This window comes from Streptomyces sp. DH-12, from assembly GCF_002899455.1.
GTDB lineage: Bacteria > Actinomycetota > Actinomycetes > Streptomycetales > Streptomycetaceae > Streptomyces.
The window spans coordinates 6,708,421-6,727,962 of sequence record NZ_PPFB01000001.1; the positions used below are offsets into that span (position 1 = coordinate 6,708,421).

17 protein-coding genes are annotated in these 19,542 nt (G+C 74.8%); 9 read left to right on the forward strand and 8 right to left on the reverse strand.

What is annotated here, in order from left to right:
- Positions 1-43 precede the first annotated feature (43 nt).
- From C1708_RS29415 to C1708_RS29445, 7 genes are read left to right on the forward strand one after another with little or no spacing between them, the layout of a single operon-like run.
- Positions 44-1,609, forward strand: a complete 1,566-nt coding sequence (locus C1708_RS29415) for an ABC transporter substrate-binding protein (protein WP_106415528.1) — start codon at positions 44-46, stop codon at positions 1,607-1,609.
- On the forward strand, positions 1,606-2,577 hold the full coding sequence (locus C1708_RS29420) for an ABC transporter permease (protein ID WP_198602629.1): 972 nt from the start codon (positions 1,606-1,608) through the stop codon (positions 2,575-2,577). The genes C1708_RS29415 and C1708_RS29420 overlap by 4 nt, the downstream gene beginning before the upstream one ends.
- Positions 2,574-3,395 (forward strand): ABC transporter permease, encoded by an 822-nt coding sequence (locus C1708_RS29425; protein ID WP_106415529.1) that lies wholly within the window; start codon positions 2,574-2,576, stop codon positions 3,393-3,395. The genes C1708_RS29420 and C1708_RS29425 overlap by 4 nt, the downstream gene beginning before the upstream one ends.
- Complete coding sequence (locus C1708_RS29430) at positions 3,392-5,008, forward strand: ABC transporter ATP-binding protein (protein ID WP_106415530.1); 1,617 nt, start codon at positions 3,392-3,394, stop codon at positions 5,006-5,008. Before C1708_RS29425 ends, C1708_RS29430 begins: the two co-directional genes overlap by 4 nt.
- Positions 4,986-6,368, forward strand: a complete 1,383-nt coding sequence (locus tag C1708_RS29435) for a class I SAM-dependent methyltransferase (protein WP_198602630.1) — start codon at positions 4,986-4,988, stop codon at positions 6,366-6,368. Before C1708_RS29430 ends, C1708_RS29435 begins: the two co-directional genes overlap by 23 nt.
- Positions 6,365-7,786 (forward strand): class I SAM-dependent methyltransferase, encoded by a 1,422-nt coding sequence (locus C1708_RS29440; protein WP_106415531.1) that lies wholly within the window; start codon positions 6,365-6,367, stop codon positions 7,784-7,786. The genes C1708_RS29435 and C1708_RS29440 overlap by 4 nt, the downstream gene beginning before the upstream one ends.
- Entirely contained in the window at positions 7,783-9,798 is a 2,016-nt protein-coding gene (locus C1708_RS29445; RefSeq protein WP_106415532.1) for a condensation domain-containing protein, read from the forward strand. Before C1708_RS29440 ends, C1708_RS29445 begins: the two co-directional genes overlap by 4 nt.
- A gap of 44 nt (positions 9,799-9,842) precedes the next feature.
- Here C1708_RS29445 and C1708_RS29450 read toward each other — a convergent pair whose 3' ends face one another.
- Positions 9,843-10,766, reverse strand: coding sequence for an NAD(P)/FAD-dependent oxidoreductase (locus C1708_RS29450; RefSeq protein ID WP_106415533.1), 924 nt, complete (start codon positions 10,764-10,766; stop codon positions 9,843-9,845).
- A gap of 93 nt (positions 10,767-10,859) precedes the next feature.
- Here C1708_RS29450 and C1708_RS29455 point away from each other — a divergent pair, with 93 nt between their 5' ends.
- Entirely contained in the window at positions 10,860-11,948 is a 1,089-nt protein-coding gene (locus tag C1708_RS29455; protein WP_106415534.1) for a saccharopine dehydrogenase NADP-binding domain-containing protein, read from the forward strand.
- Positions 11,949-12,075: 127 nt separating this feature from the next.
- On the opposite strand, the gene C1708_RS29460 is transcribed toward C1708_RS29455, so the two are convergent.
- The 4 genes from C1708_RS29460 to C1708_RS29480 form a co-directional block, all read right to left on the reverse strand.
- Positions 12,076-12,495, reverse strand: coding sequence for a Fur family transcriptional regulator (locus tag C1708_RS29460; RefSeq protein ID WP_106415535.1), 420 nt, complete (start codon positions 12,493-12,495; stop codon positions 12,076-12,078).
- A 41-nt stretch (positions 12,496-12,536) separates the two neighbouring features.
- On the reverse strand, positions 12,537-13,706 hold the full coding sequence (locus C1708_RS29465) for a GTP-binding protein (RefSeq protein WP_106415536.1): 1,170 nt from the start codon (positions 13,704-13,706) through the stop codon (positions 12,537-12,539).
- 5 nt (positions 13,707-13,711) lie between these two features.
- The gene (gene rpmF / locus C1708_RS29470; protein WP_106415537.1) at positions 13,712-13,882 is read right to left on the reverse strand and encodes a 50S ribosomal protein L32; all 171 of its coding nucleotides are present in this window, start codon (positions 13,880-13,882) and stop codon (positions 13,712-13,714) included.
- A gap of 779 nt (positions 13,883-14,661) precedes the next feature.
- Positions 14,662-15,045, reverse strand: a complete 384-nt coding sequence (locus tag C1708_RS29480) for an ArsR/SmtB family transcription factor (RefSeq protein WP_106415538.1) — start codon at positions 15,043-15,045, stop codon at positions 14,662-14,664.
- Between the two features lie 137 nt (positions 15,046-15,182).
- On the opposite strand from C1708_RS29480, the gene C1708_RS29485 reads away from it, so the two are divergent.
- A complete protein-coding gene (locus C1708_RS29485; RefSeq protein ID WP_106415539.1) occupies positions 15,183-17,162 on the forward strand; it encodes a heavy metal translocating P-type ATPase in 1,980 nt (659 codons plus the stop codon).
- A gap of 461 nt (positions 17,163-17,623) precedes the next feature.
- Here C1708_RS29485 and C1708_RS29490 read toward each other — a convergent pair whose 3' ends face one another.
- The 3 genes from C1708_RS29490 to C1708_RS29500 form a co-directional block, all read right to left on the reverse strand.
- The gene (locus C1708_RS29490; protein WP_198602632.1) at positions 17,624-18,307 is read right to left on the reverse strand and encodes a hypothetical protein; all 684 of its coding nucleotides are present in this window, start codon (positions 18,305-18,307) and stop codon (positions 17,624-17,626) included.
- A 104-nt stretch (positions 18,308-18,411) separates the two neighbouring features.
- The gene (locus C1708_RS29495; protein WP_106415540.1) at positions 18,412-18,987 is read right to left on the reverse strand and encodes a TerD family protein; all 576 of its coding nucleotides are present in this window, start codon (positions 18,985-18,987) and stop codon (positions 18,412-18,414) included.
- Positions 18,988-19,119: 132 nt separating this feature from the next.
- Positions 19,120-19,386: a GlsB/YeaQ/YmgE family stress response membrane protein gene (locus C1708_RS29500; RefSeq protein ID WP_106415541.1), complete on the reverse strand. Its 267-nt coding sequence runs from the start codon at positions 19,384-19,386 to the stop codon at positions 19,120-19,122.
- Positions 19,387-19,542: the final 156 nt, after the last annotated feature.

Consider the following 19,542-nt stretch of genomic DNA (forward strand, 5'->3'; position numbering starts at 1 on the left):
CGGCCGCCGCCCCTGACCCCCGAACCTCTCGCGGAAAGCACCCATGCACCAGCACCCGTCACCCCGCAGCCCCCTGTCCCGCAGATCCGCCCTCACCGCCCTCGCGGCGGTCGGCGCCCTGCTGCTGAGCGCCTGCTCCGGCACACCCGCCGCCGACACCCCGGCCTCCCGCACCGGCGCGCCCGTCGACGGCGGCACCCTGCGGTACGCCGTCGCGGGGTCCCCCGCCACCGCCAGTGACGACCCCCACGGCGGCCTCGGCAACGAGTCCGACGTCCTCCGCTTCGCCCTGACCTACGACGTCCTGACCGTCCCCGGCGAGGACGGGAGGACCCGGCCGCGGCTCGCCACGTCGTGGACGCCCAACGAGGCCATGGACCGCTGGACCCTCACCCTGCGCGAGGACGCCCGCTTCACCGACGGCACACCGGTGCGCGCCGCCGACGTGCTGTACTCCCTGCGGCGCATCGGCGGCAAGGCCGCCGAGAACTACGGCAGGCTCGCCGACTTCGACATGAGGAAGTCCACCGCCCCCGACGAGCACACCGTCGTCCTGGCCACCCGCGCCCCGATGGCCGACGCGCCCCGGGCCCTGGAGTCCGTCACCTTCGTCGTCCCGGAGGGCACCGAGGACTTCTCCCGCCCCGTCACCGGCTCGGGCCCCTACCGGGTGGAGCGGACCGGTGCCCAGACCACCGTCCTGACCCGCAACGACACATGGTGGGGCAAGCGCCCGCACCTGGACCGGATCGAGATCCAGGCCGTCGCCGACCCGCAGGCACGGGCCGGCGCCGTCGCCTCCGGGCAGGCCGACGTCGCCGGCAGCGTCAGCCCCGCCGCGGTCAAGAGCGCCGGATCCTCGGCGAGGACCCAGGTCGTCCGGCGTGACGGGGTCACCGAGTACCCGTTCGTCATGCGCCTGGACACCGAGCCGTTCGACGACCCCCGGGTCCGCGAGGCGTTCCGCCTCGCCGCCGACCGCGAGGCCCTGGTCGACACCGTGTTCCTCGGCTACGGCGAGGTCGCCAACGACCTCCCCACCCCCTACGACCCCTCGGCGCCCGAGGACCTGCCGCAGCGCACCCGCGACGTGAAGAAGGCCAGGAAGCTGCTGGCCGAGGCCGGCCACGCCGACGGACTGTCCGTCACCCTGCACACCACCACCTCCTACCCCGGCATGGACACCGCGGCCACCCTCTACGCCCAGCAGCTCTCCGACATCGGCGTCGACGCCGAGGTGAAGGTCGAGCCGGCGGACACCTACTGGACCGCCGTCTACGCCAAGAAGGCGTTCTACACCGGCTACTACGGCGGCATCTCCTTCCCCGACCTCGTCCGCGTCGGACTGCTGTCCGACTCCCCGACCAACGAGACCGCCTGGCGCAGCAAGAGCTTCGACGACGGCTTCGCCCGGGCCATGTCGACCGCCGACGAGGCGCGGCGCGAGGAACTGCTCTCCGGCATCCAGCGCGAGCTGTGGGAGGACGGCGGCTACGTCGTCTGGGGCACCGGGGACGGCCTGGACCTCGCCGCGCCGGGCGTGCGCGGACTGCCCGACGGACCCGGATTCCAGCGCATGTTCATCGACCAGGTGTGGATGGCCAAGTGACCGCGCGCACTGCCGGCCGCGCCCTGCGCCCGGCCGGCCGGGCCGCCGCCCTGGCCGTCGCCACCACGGCCGTGGTCTTCACGGCCACCGAACTGCTCCCCGGTGACGCCGGGGAACTGAGGACGGCGGGACGGGCCTCCGACGAGGACGTCGCGGCGGAGCGGGAGCGTCTCGGGCTGGACCGGCCGGCCGCGGTGCGCTACCTCGACTGGCTGTACGGCCTGGTCCGGGGGGACCTGGGACGCTCGCTGGCGGGCGGCAAGCCGGTGGCGACGCTGTTCGCCGAACGGCTGCCCGCCACCGCCGTCCTGGTCGTGGCGGCGCTGGCGGTCACCGTGCTGCTCACCGCGACGGCCCTGACCGTGGCGTACCTGCGCGGCGGCCGGGGCGGCTCGGCCGCCACCGGGCTGGCCGCCGTGCCGCAGCCGGTCCACGCGGCGGTGCTCGGCGCGGTCCTGGCCGGGCTGCTGGGCTGGCTGCCCCCCGTGTCCCTGCTGCCGCCCGGCGGCTCGCCCCTGGCGGACCCCCGGCTCCTGGTGCTGCCCGCGCTCACCCTGGCGCTGCCCTCGGCCGCGTTCGCCACCGTCCTGCTGCGCGGGGCGCTGGCCGACACCCTGCGCCGCCCGCACGTGGCCGACGCACGGCTGCGCGGCCTGCCCGCCCCGCTCGTGCTGCACCGGCACGTCCTGCCCTTCCTGTACGCGCCGGCGCTCCAGGTGACGGCCCTGCTGTCCGGCGGTCTCGTGGCGGGGACCGCCCTGGCGGAGACCCTCTTCGGCTATCCGGGCACCGGGCAGCTGCTGGTGTCCGCCGTCGCGGTGCGGGACGTCCCCGTCATCCAGGCCGCGGCCCTCCTCCCGGCCGCCGTCCTGCTGCTGGGCATGCTCCTGGCCGACCTGGCCGCCCGTCGCACCACGGCGCCGGGGGACCCCGGCCCGTCGGTGGCGGCGGCGGGGAGGACCGCATGACCGGAGCGCCTGCGCCGTTCCTCCCCGGAGCCGTCCGTCCTCCGGTGTCCGTGACCGCGGCCCTCACCCTGCTGGTGTGCGTGCCGCTCGGCCGGTACGCCGCCCCGCACCCACCGGAGCGAACGGTCGCCGCCCCCTGGGCGCCGCCCGGCGGACGGCATCCGCTGGGCACCGACGTCCTGGGGCGCGACGTGCTGTCCCGGGTCCTGGCCGGGGGCACCCAGCTCCTGACCGTGTCCCTGCTCGCCGCGCTCGCCGCCGTCGTCTGCGGCGCGGGTCTCGGCCTGGCCGCGGGGTGGTCGGGCGACCGTGCCGCCCGCACCGTACGGGCCCTGTGCGACCTGCTGCTGGCCGTCCCCGCCCTGGTCCTGGCGCTGGTGCTGGCCACCGCACTGCCGGGGGCGACGGCGGTCGTCGTGGCGTCGGTGCTCGCGGGAGCCCCGCTCACCGCGCGGGTCGTCGCCACGCAGTGCGCGCAGCTGCGCGACAGCGGGCACGTGCACGCCGCCGTCGAGCGCGGCGAGCGCACGCCCGCCGTGCTGCTCCACGAGGTGCTGCCCGCCCTGCGCCGTCTGGTCGCCGCCGACGCCGGGCTCCGGCTCGTCACGGCACTGCAGATCGCCGCGGCCCTCGCCGTGCTCGGGCTGGGGCCCCACCCCCCGGACCCCGACTGGGCCCTGATGCTCAGTGAGAACCTGCCCGGCGCCGCACTCAACCCCTGGGCGCTGCTGGCGCCGGCGGTCCCCCTGGCGGGCTGTGCCTGGGCGTTCGCCGCGGCGGCCCGGACGGCCGCCCGTGTTCCGGGGGAGGCGGCATGACGGTCCGTGCCCACGACGGGCTCGTTCCCACCGACGCCCCGCTGCTGGCGGCCGAGGGTCTGACCGTCCGCCGTGCCTTCGACGGAGCCACCGTCCTGCCGCCGGTCGACGTCCGCGTCGGCCCGGGGCAGGTGCTGGCCGTCACCGGCGCGTCCGGTGCCGGTAAATCCACGCTGCTGCGCGCCCTGCTCGACGTCCTCCCGGACGGACTGCACCGCGCGGCGGGCACCGTGCGCTGGCGCGGTGCGGTCGTGTCGCCCGGCCGGACGGCCCGGCGGTGGCGGCGCGCCCGGTGCGGCTGGCTGGCGCAGGACCCCGGCGCGGCCCTCCATCCGCTGTGGCGCGTGGACCGGCTGATCGGGGAGGAGTTCACCGGTGACGCCGCCGCCCGCGCCCTGCGGGTCGAGGCCCTGATGCGCCGGCTGGGCCTTCCGCCCGGGCTCGCCTCCCGGCGGGCGGGGGAGCTCTCCGGCGGACAGGCCCAACGGGTCGCCCTGGCCCGGGCGCTGTGCGCCGACCCGGAGCTGCTCGTCCTGGACGAGCCGACCTCGGCACTGGACCGCGCGACGGCCGGCCTGGTGGCCGAAGAGGTGCGGTCGCGCCGTGGGACCCCCGGCCGGTGCGTCGTCCTGGTCACGCACGATGCCCGGCTGGCCGCGGAACTGGCCGACCGGACCCTGGTGCTCGCCGGTGACGCGCACCCGGCCGCCGGCGCCGACGCCACCGCGCGGCACAGGTCACGTGTGACCGCCGCCGAGCGCGGACGGACGACGCGCACCCCGGGGAAGGAACCGCTTCGCCCGATCGCCGCTCCCGCGTCACCACAGGCCGGGCGTTCGCCCCGCACGGCGGCGGACCCTGCCCCGTCCCCGGCACCCGTGCTGTCGGCGCGGGGCCTGACCCTGCGGACCCCGGACGGCACGCCGCTGCTCGACGCCGGCGAGCTGGACCTGCCGGCGGGCGGCTGGCTGGCCGTCACGGGACGGTCGGGCAGCGGGAAGACGACCCTGCTGCACGCCCTCGCGGGCCGTCGTCCGCCGGCGGCAGGACACCTCCTGCTGCACGGGCGCCCGCTGCCCGCCGGGACCCGCTCGCGCGACCGGCGGACGCTGCGCGCCGTCCAACTGGCCGGACAGGACACGGCGGCGGAACTCAACCCGGCGCATACCGTCGGCCGAGCGGTGGCCCGGCCGCTGAAGGTGTTCCACGGCGCGACCGCAGCGGCCGGACGGGAACGCGTGCGGGAACTCCTCGAGGCCGTGGGACTCCCCGCCGAGCTGGCCGGCCGCAGACCGGCGGCGCTCTCCGGCGGCCAGCGCCGCCGGGTGGTTCTCGCCCGGGCGCTCGCCGCCGAGCCCGACGTGCTGCTGCTGGACGAGCCCACCGCGGGTCTGGACCCGGACTCGGCACGACTCGTCCTCGACCTGCTGGACCGGCTGCGGGAGAACGGCCCCGCCGTCCTGACCGTCACCCACGACGCCGGCACGGCCGCCCGCGCCGACCGGGTCCTCCACCTGACCGGGCGCCGCCTGGTCCCACGGCCGCACCCGACCCCCGACCACCCCCTCGACGAGAGAACGGAGCACTCCGGTGTCCGACCACACGACGGCTGAACACACCGGCTGGATCGCGGGCCTGCTGGCCGCCCATCCCTGGGTGGCCCGGGCCCGTCCCGCACCCGACGGCGGCGTCCGGGTCGTCCCGCACCCGGACGCCGTGACCGCGGCACCCGAGCCGGGCCCCCTGATGCGCGAGCACCTCGAGCAGTGGGCCGAGGTCTACGAGTGGACGTACGAGACGGCCGAGGGCCGGCACGCCGACGACCTCGACCTGTCCGGGTGGCGGGCCTCCGGCACCGGAGCACCGCTGCCCGAAGCCCACATGCGGGACTGGGTGGACCGCACCGTGGACCTCGTCCTGGCCCGGCGTCCGAGTCGGGTCCTGGAACTCGGCTGCGGCACCGGCCTGCTCGCCCACCGCCTGCACCCGCACCTGGACGGGTACGCCGGCACCGACGTCGCCCAGGTCGCGGTGGACCGCCTCACCGCGGCCGGCCTGCCCCGCACCGCGTTCGTCCGGGCCGCCGCCCACGAGACGGCCGCGCCCCGGGTGCGGGACGCCATGGACGCCGCCTTCGGCCCCGGCGCGCGCCCCGACTGCGTGCTGCTCAACTCGGTCACCCAGTGCTTCCCCGACCTGGCCTACCTGACCACCGTCCTGCGCGGGGCGCTGTCGGCGGTCGAGGACGGCGGCACCGTGATCGTGGGGGACATCCGGCACTCCGGCCTGCTGCTCGACCACTTCGCACGGCTGGAACGGGCCCGCGACCCCGAGGCGGACGGCACGACGATCGCCGCAAGGGCCGCGGCCGCCGCCGAGGCGGACGAGGAACTGTCCTTCACCCCGGCGGCCGTCGCCGCGGTGGTCGCGGCCCAGCCCCGCCCGGTCCGCATGAGCGTGCACGCCCGCACCATGGCCGAGGACACCGAACTCACCCGCTACCGCTACGACGTCGTCCTGCGCGTCGGCCCGCACACCGGCGGAGGGGGAACCCGGCACGTGCGCCGGACGCCCTGGGACGGATCCCGGGGGAGCGATGTCCGGGGAGCGCTGCGCGACGCGCTCGCCGACGGCCCCGTCGTCGTCCACGGCATCCCCAACGCCCTGCTCCACGACGCCCCCGGGGCGGTGACCCCGTACGCCCTGCGCGAGGCGCTGCGGGGAACGGACGCCGCCGTCCTGCTCGACGCCGCCGACCCGCGCGCGCTGGCCGTGGCGGCCCCCGCCGACTGCGCGCCCGCCGCGGCCGAGGACCTCCCCGCGCCCTCCGGCCCGGTGGCCCACGAGCCGTTCCCCCTGTTCGTCCGGCGCCGTCTGCCCGAGGTGCTGCGCGACCACCTGCGCCGGGCCGAACCGGACACGGCCCCGCCGCCGATCACCGTGGTGGACGTCATCGAGGACGGCCACGCGTGAACGACGCACTCACCGACGAGACCCTCGCCGGGCTGCCCGGCGTGACGCAGTGGCAGCTGGTGCGCGGTGGGGGACAGGACACCCTGCTGGTGACGGGGCCGCCCCCGGCGGCGCGGCCGTCGTCCGGTCCCGGCCGGGACGACGCCCGCGCCGCCGGTTGGGCCGCGGACGCCGGTGACGCCGCCGTCCGCGGCGCCGACCCGACCGTTCTCCCGGCACTGATGCGGCAGCTCGACGAGACGGCGCTGCTGACGATGGCCCGGGTACTGGACCGGACCCGTCTCTTCCGCGACGGCGGCCGGCGCCGCACCGACGAGATCCTCGAAGCCCTGGCGGTCGCACCCCGGCACGCGTGGATTGTGCGGCGCTGGCTGCGCACCCTGACCGCGGAGGGCCGGCTCCACCTGGACGCGGCGACGGGCCGCCACCACTCCCTCGCGGTGCCGGACCGCAGCGGCCACGCCCGGGCACTGCGCGAGCTGGACGGCGCCTGTGCGGGCCTGGGCTACCCGGCGTCCATGACCCGCTTCTTCCGGGCCGCGGCCGAACGGCTCCCGCTGCTGCTCCAGGACCGCACGTCCCTGCAGGAGGTCCTCTTCCCCGACGGGGAGACGGACACCGCGCAGGGCAACTACCGCGACAGCGTCCCCAGCCGCTGGGCCAACCACGCCGCCGCGTCCCTGATCGCCGGCGAGTCCCGCCGCCGGACGGGGCCGGCCCCCCTGCGCGTCCTCGAAGCGGGCGCCGGCGTGGGCGGCACCACCGGCACCGTCCTGGAGGCGCTCGGCGACACGCCCGTCGACTACCTGTTCACGGACGTCTCCCCGTTCTTCCTGCGGGCGGCCCGGGACGCCTTCGGCGGCCACCCCGGACTGCGGCACGCCCTGTTCGACATCCAGGCCGACCCGCTCGGACAGGGCCTGGAACCGGGCTCCCAGGACGTCGTCCTGGCGGCGAACGTCCTGCACAACGCACGGCACGCCGGACGCTGTCTGGCGGCCCTGCGGGAACTGCTGGCGCCCGACGGGCTGCTGGTCCTGGTCGAGTCGTGCCAGGAGCACTACCAGGCGCTCACCTCCATGTACCTGCTGATGTCGCCCGCGCCCGGCGAACAGGAGTGGTTCACGGACCTGCGGGCCGGCCAGGACCGGGTCTTCCTCACCGCCGGGGAATGGGAACGGCAACTGGACGCGGCGGGCTTCGACCCGCTGCCCGTCCTGCCGCACGAGGAGCATCCCCTCGCCCCGGCGGGCCAGCGCGTCATCGCGGGACGCGTCAGAACCCACGGCGCCCGCCCGGACCCCGGCCGGGTCCGTGCCGCGCTCGCCGGCCGCCTGCCCCCTGCCCTGCCCCTCCCACGGATCCACGCCGTGGACGACATCATCCGCCCCGCCGACCCGACTGGAGCCCCCTGTTGACCTCCGCATCCGCACCCGGACACACCGCCGAGCAGACCTCGGCCGACCTGGTGGACGCCGTCCGCGCCGTGTGGGCCGACGCCCTGGAGACCGACCTGGCCGCCGTACCGGCGGACGCCAGCTTCCTGAGCCTGGGCGGCGACTCCGTCCTGGCCGTCCGCATGGCCGCGATGCTGCGCAAACGGCTGGGCACGCCGCTGGCGCTGGCGGACGTCCGCGTCGAACAGAGCGCCGCGCAGCTCGCCGCCCTCGTCCACGAACGCAGTACCGGATCGGGGACGGGGGCCCTGCGCCCGCTCCCCCTGGACCTGCGCCGACGCGAGGACCCGGACGCGCCGTTCCCGCTCCTGCCGCTCCAGCAGGGCTACTTCGTGGGCCAGCAGGACGCCTGGGAGCTGTCCTACCGCTCCGCACACCACTACGTGGACATCGGGCTGGAGGACATCGACGCCGACGAAGCCCCCGAGGCGCTGCAGGACGCCCTGGAGCGCCTGGCCGAGCACCAGGCCGTCCTGCGGGCGCGCATCCTGCCCGACGGCCGGCAGCGCATCCTGCCCCTGGACGACCCGGAGGCGGTACCGCAGCTCCGGGTCACCGACCTGCGCGACGCCGACGAGGAGACGGCCGCGGCCCGGCTCGCGGAGATACGCCACGAGATGAGCACCGAGGGCCCCGACCCGTCCCGGGGCTGCGGTCTGGACATGCGCCTGACGCTGATGCCCGGGGACCGCGCCCGGCTGCACTCCTCGACCAGTCTGCTGATCATCGACGGATGGTCCTCCGGAGTCTTCTACCGCGACCTGTTCGCCCTGGTCTCCGACTACAACGCCGTCCTCGCGCCCCTGGACATCGACTACGGCGACTATGTGACGACCCTGCGGGACCTGCCCGGCACCGAGGCGTGGCAGCAGGACCGCGACTGGTGGTGGGACCGCCTCGACGACTTCCCGCTGCCGCCGGCCCTGCCGCTGGTGGCCGACCCCGCCGAGGTGCGCCCCACCCTGATGGGCACCCGGCAGGCGGTGCTCGACCCGGAGCGCTGGTCGGCTCTGCGCCGGCTGTGCACCGAGCACGGGGTGACCCCGTCCGCGGCGATGTTCGCCGCCTTCGCCGCCGCCGTCGCCCGGGCCTGCGGACACCGCCGCTTCCTGCTCAACACGCTCCAGCTGAACCGTCTCCCGCTCCACCCCGACGTGTCCCGCCTGGTGGGAGCCTTCTCCTCCACCATGCTCCTGCCGGTCGAGCTGCCGGCTGCCCCCGTCTTCGCCGACCTCGCCGGCCGCGCCCAGCGGGACATCGGCGACGCGCTCGCCCACAACCTGATCACCGGCGTGGAGGTCTCCCGCGAACTGGGCCGCCGCCGGGGCACCCACCGCCCGGTGGCGCCCGTCGTCTTCCAGTCCACCTTGGGAGTGGACGCGGCGCTGGGCAGCGAGGTGCCCCAGGAGGCCGGGCCGCTGGGCGCGATCGACCTGCTGAGCCACCACCAGCAGCTGCGGACGCCCCAGGTGGCCCTGGAGGTGCGGCTGTTCGAGCTGCGCGGGGAGCTGGTGGTCGTCTTCTCGCTGGTGGAGGAGCTGTTCGCGGGAGCGGACGTCGACCGGATGTTCGCCGATCTCATGGCGACCGTGGAATCGCTGGTCGAACCGGACGGCTGGGCCGCCGTGGTCGGACTGCCCGACGCGGTCGACGGCGAGCGGGCCGGGCCGGGCTGGCCGGCGTCCGGCCGGCGCCTGTCCGTACCCGCGGCGGCGGCCGGCGGAGCGGAGCCGGGACCGCCCCGGGACGACACGGAACGAGCCGTCGCGGCGCACTGGCGGAAGCTGCTGGACTGTCCGGTGGAGGAGCGCACCGCCGACTTCTTCGCGCTCGGCGGCGACTCGTTGCTCGCGGTGCGGATGCTCGGCTCGCTCGCGCGGGAGGGACTGGGGCGGGTGACGCCCCGCCGCTTCCTCCGGCAGCCCACGGTGGCCGGACTCGCCGCCGCCCTCCGCGAACCGGACGACCGGTGAGAAGGGTGCGGCGGGGGCGGGACGGCCCCCGCCGCACCTCGGTCTCAGCCGCCCAGGCCGGCGTCCTCGCGGAAGAGCTCCTGGTCGAGCCAGACCGCGGCACGGGCGCCGTCGGCGGCACCGGTGATCACGAAGGTGAGGGCGTCCGGCAGGGCCTCCAGCCGGGCGGTGTCCCCGGCCGCGTACACACCGGGCACGGAGGTGCGCTGGAACTCGTCCACCCGCACACAGCCGTCCGGGAGGATCGCACACCCCAACTCCTCGGCCAGCGGGGAGTGCTGACGGGTGGGCGCCCGGTGGTAGACGCCCTGCCGCTCGAGCACCCGTCCGTCGGCGAGGACCAGGCGGACGGCCCCTTCCTCCCCCTCGACGCGGGCCACGGCCGTTTCCTCCACGGCGATCCCGGCCTCGGCGAGGCGGCCCGCGGCCTGCTCGGGCACCGGGTGGCCGTCGGTGCACACGATCACGTCCTCGCTGAACCGGTCGGCCACGTACAAGGCCTGCATGACCTGCGGCAGTTCGTGCCCCAGGACGGCCAGGCTCATCCCGCTGGTCTCCCAGCCGTGGCAGAACGGACAGTGGTACACCCCCCGGCCGAACAGCGCGGACAGGCCCTCCACCCGCTCGTCGAGCACGTCGACCTGCCCCGTGGCGAGGACCAGCTTCCGGGTCCGCTCCACGGTGCCGTCGGCCAGCGTCAGGGCGAATCCCCGGGGCGCGGGCGCGGCGGCGGTGACGGTCGCCTCGCGTACGGCCACGTTCGGGTAGGCGGTGAGCTGCTCCCGGCCTATGCGGCGCAGCTCGGCGGGCGGGAAGCCGTCCCGGCTGAGGAACATGTGCATCTGCGCCGCGGGCGCGTTGCGCGGGCGGCCCGAGTCCAGCAGGAGGACCCGCCTGCGCTGACGCCCGGACACCAGCGCCGCGTTGAGGCCGGCGGGCCCTCCGCCCACCACGATCACGTCGTGCATCGTCGTCACTTCTTCCTTGGTCCGTCGAATAATGACTACGATAATAATTATCATTTTCATCAACCGAATCAGCGGGAAACAGGAGGAACACCGGTGCGACATCCGGCGGTCATCGGCGTCATAGGCGGTTACGGAGCAGTCGGCAGCGCGGTCGTACGGCGGCTCCACCGGGCGGGTGTCCACCCGCTGTTGGTGGCCGGCCGCGACCGGGGCCGGGCGGAAGCGCTGGTCGCCGGCCTCCCGGAGGGAGGCCCGGAGGTGGGCGCCCTGGCGGTGGACCTGACCGATCCCGACTCGCTGGACCGCTTCACGGAGGGCTGCCGACTCGTCGTCAACTGCGCGGGACCTTCGTACCGCGTCCTCGACGCGGTCGCCCGGGCCGCGCTGCGAGGCGGCGCGGACTACGTCGACGCGGCCGGTGACGACCCGGTCCACACCCTGCTGTCCGCCGACGGGGGCGCCGGGCGATGGGTGGCGGCCGGACGCACGGCCGTGCTGTCCGCCGGCGCGCTGCCGGGTCTGTCCTCGCTGCTGCCCCGCGCGCTGGCCGCCCGCGCCACCGGCCCCGTCGCACTGGACGCCTACGTCGGCGGCGTCGCGCCGCTCACCCCGGCCGCCGCCGGCGACGTGCTGCTCGGCCGCGGACCGGAGCACGGCACGCCGGCGGCCGCCTGGCACGAGGGCCGGGTGCGGGAGCGTGCGCTGGCCCCCCGCCGAGGGGTGCGACTCGGCGCCTTCCCCGCACCCGTCGACGCCTTCCCCTTCCTGTCCACCGAGGCCGTCCGGCTGGCCCGTGCCACGGACATCGGCCGGGTGCGCTGGTACACCGTCTTCGGCGGCGGGCGCCTGGCCGAGGAACTGGCCATGGCATGGGCACTGGACAGCACGGAGACCGCCGACCTGGTCGCGGCGGCCGACGAGGACGTGCGACGCCACGGAGCCTGGTACGGACAGGAGTTCCACCTCTGGGACGGAGCGACGGACGGCCCGCCCACCGCGAGGCTCGTCCTGCGCGCCCCGGACTCCTACGAACTGAGCGGGTTCCTCGCCGCCGCCACCGCTCTCCGGACGCTCGACGGGGCGATCACTCCCGGTGTGCACTTCGCCGCGGACGTGCTCGACCCCGCGCGGGTCACCGAGGAGCTGGCGGCCGATGGCGCGGCGGAGCTCGAGGTGCTGTGAGCACCCGCCGGTGCGCCCCCGGCCCCCGGAAGGAGCCGGGGGCGCACCGGCGGCCGAACGGCTCGCCGGACCACCCGTGCGCCTGGCCCGTCACCGGGCGCCCCGGGCACGGTCGGCGAGATGCCGATCAGCGGTCGACCGGCCCGGGGCGGCAGCCGTCGCACACGCCCGTGAGTTCGACGGTGTGATCCACCGAGTGGAACCCGATGTCGCGCGCGATCCTCACCACCCACTGTTCGACCTCGTCGGAGTCCACCGCCAGGCTGAACCCGCACTCCCGGCAGACGAGGTAGTGACGGTGGCCGTCGTCCGGCCTGGGCCGGTAAAGACGTTCACCGTCACTGTCGCGCACCACGTCGACGTGCCCGGCCGCCTCCAGCAACCGGAGCGTGCGGTAGACGGTGGTCAGCCCCACCGCCACGCCGTCCCCGGCTAGAGCGGCATGCAGGGTCTGCGCCGAGACGAAGCCGTCGCAGGCGTGCAGGGCCCCGAGGACCGCGGCTCGCCGCGGGGTCGTGCGCCACTCGCTGCGGGCCGTTCCGTACATGAGTGTGCCTCCCGTCGCTTCCGGACGCCCTCGTGATCCGGTCAGGCGACCGCCGCCGGACTCCGGTGGCCGTGCTCGGGATCGCATACCTGCCCGGTGTCCCACGCGGGAAAGGGATCGTTCGCCGGACTCGGCTCGCCCTCGGTCATCAGGCATGCGGCGAGGGCGGCGCGCAGGCTCGGTTCCCGCAGGCCGGCGCCGATGAACACCAGCTCCTGCGCGTGGGGTGCGTCGGTGTCCCGGGTGCCGGACGGTTCGAAGCGGGCCACGGCCCCGGCCTGCGACCACAGGCCGGTCACGCCCTCGCGGCCGGCGAGCGTGAAGAACCCCTTGGAGCGCAGCACCCGGCCGTGCGTTCCGCTGTCCAGGCCCTCGGTGACGAAGCCCCACAGACGTCCGGGATGGAAGGGGACGGGGGAGCGGAAGACGAAGGAGGAGATGCCGTACTCCTCGGTCTCCGGGACGTGGTCGCCGTTGAGCTCCCGGACCCAGCCCGGTGCCTGCTGTGCACGCTCCAGGTCGAACCGGCCGGTCTCCAGGACGTCGCGCGCGTCGACCCGGCCGTGCACCGCGGGGATCAGACGGGCCGTCGGATTCAGCCGTGCGAGCACCCCGCGCACTCGGTCGGCGTCGGCGTCGTCGACCAGATCCAGCTTGTTGAGCACGAGCACGTCGGCGAACTCCACCTGGTCGATCAGCAGGTCGCTCACGGTGCGCTCGTCGTCCTCGTAGGGAGCCAGACCCCGTTCGGCGAGGTCGTCCCCGGTGTCCAGCTCGGTGAGGAAGCCGGCGGCGTCCACGAGGGTGACCATGGTGTCCAGCCGGGCCACGTCCCCCAGCACTGCTCCGTCGTCGCGGGCGAAGGCGAAGGTGGCGGCCACAGGCATCGGCTCGGAGATGCCGCTGGACTCGATGAGCAGGTAGTCGAAGCGGCCGTCCCGGGCGAGGCGGTCGACCTCTTCCAGCAGATCGTCCCGCAGCGTGCAGCAGATGCAGCCGTTGGTCATCTCCACCAGGCGCTCCTCGGTGCGGGAGAGCGCCGCCTCGCCACCGCGCACGAGGGCGGCGTCGATGTTGACCTCGCTCATGTCGTTGACGATCACCGCCACGCGCAGGCCCTCGCGGTTGGTGAGGACGTGGTTGAGGAGCGTCGTCTTGCCGGAGCCGAGGAAGCCCGAGAGCACGGTGACGGGCAGGCGCTGCGTGGACATCGGCGTCAGCCCTCCGGGCGCAGCAGACCGCGCCGGTAGGCGGGCACGAGGTGCTGGGGAACCCGGTGGGTCACACCGTCCACCGTGACCGGCACCAGATTCGGCGTCGCCGCCTTCCACTGGGCCCGGCGGTGACGGGTGTTGCTGCGGGACATCTTGCGCTTGGGCACGGCCATGGGTCGTTCCTCTCGGTCGGGACGGTTGTCCGGCGCTGAACGCGCCGGCCGGCAGGTCGGGGGCACCTCGACCGCGCCGGGCAGACATCAACAGTACACGACAATGATTTTCATATGCGGTAATGGTTCGGTCCGGCGGGCCGAAGCGATCCCGACGAGGGGCGTCGGCGTGCGCAGTGGGCCTTCGCCCCGAAGATCGCGCCCGGCTCGGAGCGGCTCACCGGAGGGCCGCGCCGGGTGGCCGGGGACTCCCCTCGGAGGTGACGGGCCCGTCACGCATCTCGATCACACGGTCCCGAAGTGCCGCACGACCGCCCGGTCGTGGCAGATGAGCAGGTGGCCGAGGCCGAGGTCGCCCCGGAGGCCGGCGAGCAGGTTCAGCACGCCGGCCCGGATCGAGGGACGGCGCCGGCTCGTCGAGGGCCGGCGGGCGCGGGCCGGAGGCCGGTGCCCGCGCGATCCCGGCGCGCCGGCACCGGCCGCCGGACGGTTCGTACGGGTGGCGGTCGCCGTGCGACGGGGTCCGGACCGACCCGGTCGAGGAACGCGGCGACACGGGCGGGAGGGCGTTCGGCGACAGGCCTTCTTCGGATCGGCCGGTTCCGCCCGGCCGGCGCCTCCCGTCGCCGGCCTCTTCATGGCCAGGGCCTGGCGCGGGCGAACTGTCACCAGCCGTCGTCCGGGCCGAGCGGCGCCTCGCCGGGACCCGGGCGGTGGAACGGGGGCGTGCGGGAGGGCGCGTTGCGGGCCGTCACGCCCGAGGGGGTGCGGTCCCGTGCTCAGGTCGTGCCGTTCACGGCCGCCGTGGTCGGCGTGTCCCGCAGGCCGAGGCGCAGGTGCTCGACGTGGTAGAGGGCCTGCTCCAGCAGTTCGGCGACATGGTTGTCGTAGAGGGCGTAGATGACCGAGCGGCCCCGGCGCTCGCCGGTGACCAGGCCGAGGTTGCGCAGCAGGCGCAGCTGGTGGGAGCAGGCCGACTGTTCCATGCCGACGGCGTCGGCGAGTTCGGTGGCGGCGCAGGGGCCCTCCTGGAGGCGGGTCAGGATGCGCAGCCGGGACGGGGTGGCCAGGGCCTGAAGGGTCGCGGCCACGTCGGCGGCGCCCACCGTCTCCAGGCGTTCGCGTGCGGTGGCGGTGGTCTCGGCGTCAGCTCCATGGCCCATGGGCACCATCCTACGAAGGCCCTCCCATGAATGCATGAACCAATCTTCATGTGCTCCTGTATGGTGAACGCGAGTGGCTGCCGCATACACGGGCTGCCGCCTCTTCGCCATGCCGTCGTGAAGGACTGTCTGCTCCGATGACTTCCACCCTCCCCCCGCCCACGGCCGACCGTCCCACGCCCGCGCGCACCGGAGACGTCCCCCGGCGCAGGACGCGGGTTCTCGCCCTGCCCGAGGTGCGCTGGGCGGCCGCGGCCACGATCCTTTTCCTGCTCGCGCTGCCGCTCCAGTTGGCCGGGGCGCCGGCCTGGGCATGGGGCCCGCTGTACGCGCTGTCCTACGCGACCGGCGGCTGGGAACCCGGATGGGCGGGGCTGCGGGCACTGAAGGAGAAGACGCTCGACGTCGACCTGCTGATGGTCGTCGCCGCGCTGGGGGCGGCGTCGATCGGGCAGGTGATGGACGGCGCCCTGCTGATCGTCATCTTCGCGACGTCGGGTGCACTGGAGGCGCTGGCCACCGCCCGCACCGCCGACTCGGTGCGCGGCCTGCTCGACCTGGCACCCGCGACCGCGACCCGCGTCGAGGTCGACGGCAGCGAGACGGCCGTCCGCGTCGAGGACCTGACGGTCGGTGACACCGTCCTGGTGCGGCCCGGTGAGCGCGTCGGCGCCGACGGCCGTGTCCTCGACGGGGCGAGCGAGGTCGACCAGGCCACCATCACCGGTGAACCCCTGCCGGTGGCGAAGGAGAGGGGCGACGAGGTCTTCGCCGGCACCCTCAACGGCACCGGCGCGCTGCGCGTACGGGTCGAACGGGACGCGGCCGACTCGGTGATCGCCCGGATCGTGCGGATGGTGCAGGAGGCTTCCGAGACCAAGGCGCCGACCCAGCTGTTCATCGAGAAGGTCGAACAGCGCTACTCACTGGGCATGGTGGCCGCGACCCTCGCCGTGTTCCTCGTCCCGCTCGCCTTCGGCGCGAACCTCACCGACTCCCTGCTGCGGGCCATGACCTTCATGATCGTGGCCTCGCCGTGCGCGGTCGTGCTGGCCACCATGCCTCCCCTGCTGTCGGCGATCGCCAACGCCGGACGCCACGGAGTGCTGGTCAAGTCCGCCGTGGTCATGGAACGGCTGGGCCAGGTCGACGCGGTCGCGCTGGACAAGACGGGCACCCTGACCGAGGGCACCCCGCGCGTCACGGACGTCCGGCCGCTCCCGGGCACGGGCCTGGACGACGAGGACCTGCTCCTGCTCGCCGCCGCGGCGGAGGCACCCAGCGAACACCCGCTGGCCAGGGCGATCGTCACCGCGGCGCGCGAACGGGGACTCGCGTTCGAGCCGGTGGTGGACTTCGGCTCCACGCCCGGTGTCGGAGTGAGGGCCACGCTCGACGGACGCCTGGTCGAGGCCGGCGCCCCGGCCCGGCTGCTGCGCGAGACCGACGACGCCGCCTCGGCCCACGCGAAGGCCCTGTCCGGTGAACTGGAGGGGGGAGGCCGGACCGCCGTCCTCGTCATCCTCGACGGCACGCCGGTCGGTGTCCTGGGCATCGCCGACCGGCTGCGCCCGGACGCAGCCGCGACCGTGGCCTCACTCGCCTCCCTCACCGGGACCGCGCCAGTACTGCTGACGGGCGACAACCCGCGCGCCGCCGCCCGTCTCGCCGCCGAGGCCGGCGTCGAGGACGTGCGGGCCGGGCTGCTGCCCGAGGAAAAGGTGGGTGCCGTCCGGGAACTGGAGACCGCCGGGCGCAAGGTCATGGTCGTCGGTGACGGCGTCAACGACGCGCCCGCGCTGGCCGCCGCCCACACCGGCGTCGCCATGGGCCGAGCGGGCTCCGACCTGGCGCTGGAGACCGCCGACGCGGTGATCGTCCGGGACGAACTGGTCACCGTGCCCGCCGTGATCTCCCTGTCCCGCCAGGCCCGCAAGCTCGTCGTGCAGAACCTCGTCATCGCCGGGGTCTTCATCGCCGGCCTGGTCGTCTGGGACCTCGCCGGCCATCTTCCGCTGCCGCTGGGCGTCGCCGGTCACGAGGGCTCCACCGTCATCGTCGGCCTCAACGGCCTGCGGCTGCTGCGCGAGTCGGCCTGGCGCAAGGCCACCGGCTGAGCCGCCGCAGGGCGCCTGGCCGCCGGTCACCCCGGTGCACGGTCACCGTGTGCCGGGGCACGCGGCCTCCACGCGGGCACACCCGGATCTTCCTGGAGCGGCCTTCTCGCCAGCGGTCCGCCACCCCGGCCTGCTCCGGCGGCGGGAGCGACCGCAGCGCCGTCGCCGGCCGGTGGAAGCGGTTCATGTGCGCCGGGTCGAGGAAGACCTCGGGCCCGTGGTGCTGCGCGAGACGCATCGTGTTCCGTCCCTTCTCGGCGACGAGGACGGCTGTGGCGACGATGAGGACGAGGGCGAGCTCGCTCGGTCCGCACATGGGTGTCCTGCTCCCTTTTCCGGGACCCGGGCCCGGACGGCGCGAGCGTGACGGTGGCGGCGCCCACAGGCGGGGCGCGACGGCCGGGAGCGGGTTCTGGAGGTGCGGCCCGCGGCGGGCGCACGGGTCTTTCATCCGGTGGCCCTCACTCGGGCCGACCGGAATGAGAGGGGTGTTCCTTCGGGCCCGCGGTGGCGTGGGAGCCGTGGGGATCGGTGGTGCGGACCACCAGGGGCGGTGTGCCACGGACGGCGGGGTCCTCATCGAGGCACTGGCGCAGACGGGGCAGCATGCCCCGGTCCAGGAGGGCCTGTTGCCAGTTCAGTCGTGACTGCTGCAGACGGGCTGCGTGTGCGGACTCGTCATCGCCGCGTATCGCCGTCCTCAACAGCGCGGCGAAGGCGAGGAGGGCGCTGATGCCCGCGATCAGCGTCAGGACCCATCCGGCGGTGACCAGTGAGCCGGGCAGCGCGCCTTCCGCGTCGGTCAGCTGGAGAAGGTAGCCGAGGACGAGCAGGACCGCGGCGGATGCGGCGGCCACAAGCGGGGTGAGCACTGTCAGGGCGGGCAGCAGGGTGCCGGCGGCGGGGTGTCGCGGGGGGCCGGGCCGTGCCGGCGTGCGCAGGGCGAGGTACGCGCCGTATTCCCCGGATGCCGCGGCGGCTATCTCGTCGGCGTCGCCGAGAGCCCGCAGGCGCAGGCGCGCGGTGGCCCGGCCGGTGGGGTCGGTGCTCAGTGCCTTCTGTACGTCCGCGGTGGTGAGTGCCAGGTTCAGTACCGCCTCGAAGTCCGGCCTGTCCTCCGGGCGAAGGCGCAGTGGATCGGCCACGTGGTCTCCTGCGGGTGGGATGTGTAGGTCGGGCGGTCGGAGCTGCGCGTCGACGCGCCGGACCTGGCCCTCGGGAGGGCCGGCCCGGCGTCGTCGTGGGAATGTCAGACGCCTACGCCGAAGTCGGCGGCGATACCGGACAGTCCTGAGGCGTAGCCCTGCCCGACGGCACGGAACTTCCACTCCGCACCGTTGCGGTAGAGCTCGCCGAAGATCATCGCGGTCTCGGTGGCGGCGTCCTCGGACAGGTCGTAGCGGGCGAGTTCCTGGTTGTCCGCCTGGTTGACGACGCGGATGAAGGCGTTGCGGACCTGGCCGAAGCTCTGGCCGCGGTTCTCCGCGTCGTGGATGGAGACGGGGAACACGATCCGGTCGACCTCGGCGGGCACGGCCGCGAGGTTCACCTTGACGCTCTCGTCGTCGCCCTCGCCCTCACCGGTGAGGTTGTCGCCGGTGTGCTCCACCGAGCCGTCGGGGCTCTTGAGGTTGTTGTAGAAGACGAAGTGCCGGTCCGACGGCACCTTGCCGGAGGCGTCGAGGAGGAGGGCGGAGGCGTCGAGGTCGTAGTCGGTGCCGGTGGTCGTGCGGACGTCCCAGCCGAGGCCGACCAGGACGGCGGTCAGACCCGGCGCCTCCTTGCTGAGCGAGACGTTGCCGCCCTTGGACAGGGAAACTCCCACTGCGTACTCCTTCTCGGCGGGTGAGGTCGAGGCCCGCGGCGCGGGCCCGAGTCAAGAATCTACAACACTGTAGAAAAACTGGGAGGAGGGCACGACCGCGTCCCGGTCGGCGTGTCTTGACGAAGCTCCTGGTCAGTCCCGCGAGTTGCCGAACAGCAGGCGGTGGGCGATGAGCAGTACGAGGGCGCCCGCGATGGCCGAACCCCAGGTCGCGGCATCGAAGAATTCCTGCTGTACCGGTCGGTCGAGGAGCTCCGCCGACAGCCGGCCGCCCACGAAGGCGCCGGCCACGCCGATGAGCGTCGTGCCGATGCAGCCGCCCGGATCGCGTCCGGGCAGGATGGCCTTGGCGATCGCTCCGGCGAGAAGTCCCAGTACCAGCCACGCGATGACACCCATCTCCCCGGCACTCCTTCCGGTGGTCCCTCTTGTGTGCGGGCATGCCTTGGGGCAGCTTAACTTCTACAATTATGTAGAGGTCATGGTGGGTGGGAGGGATGCGCCGGGAGCATGAGGCGCGTGGGGGCGTCTATACGATGTCCGCTCGGGAAACAG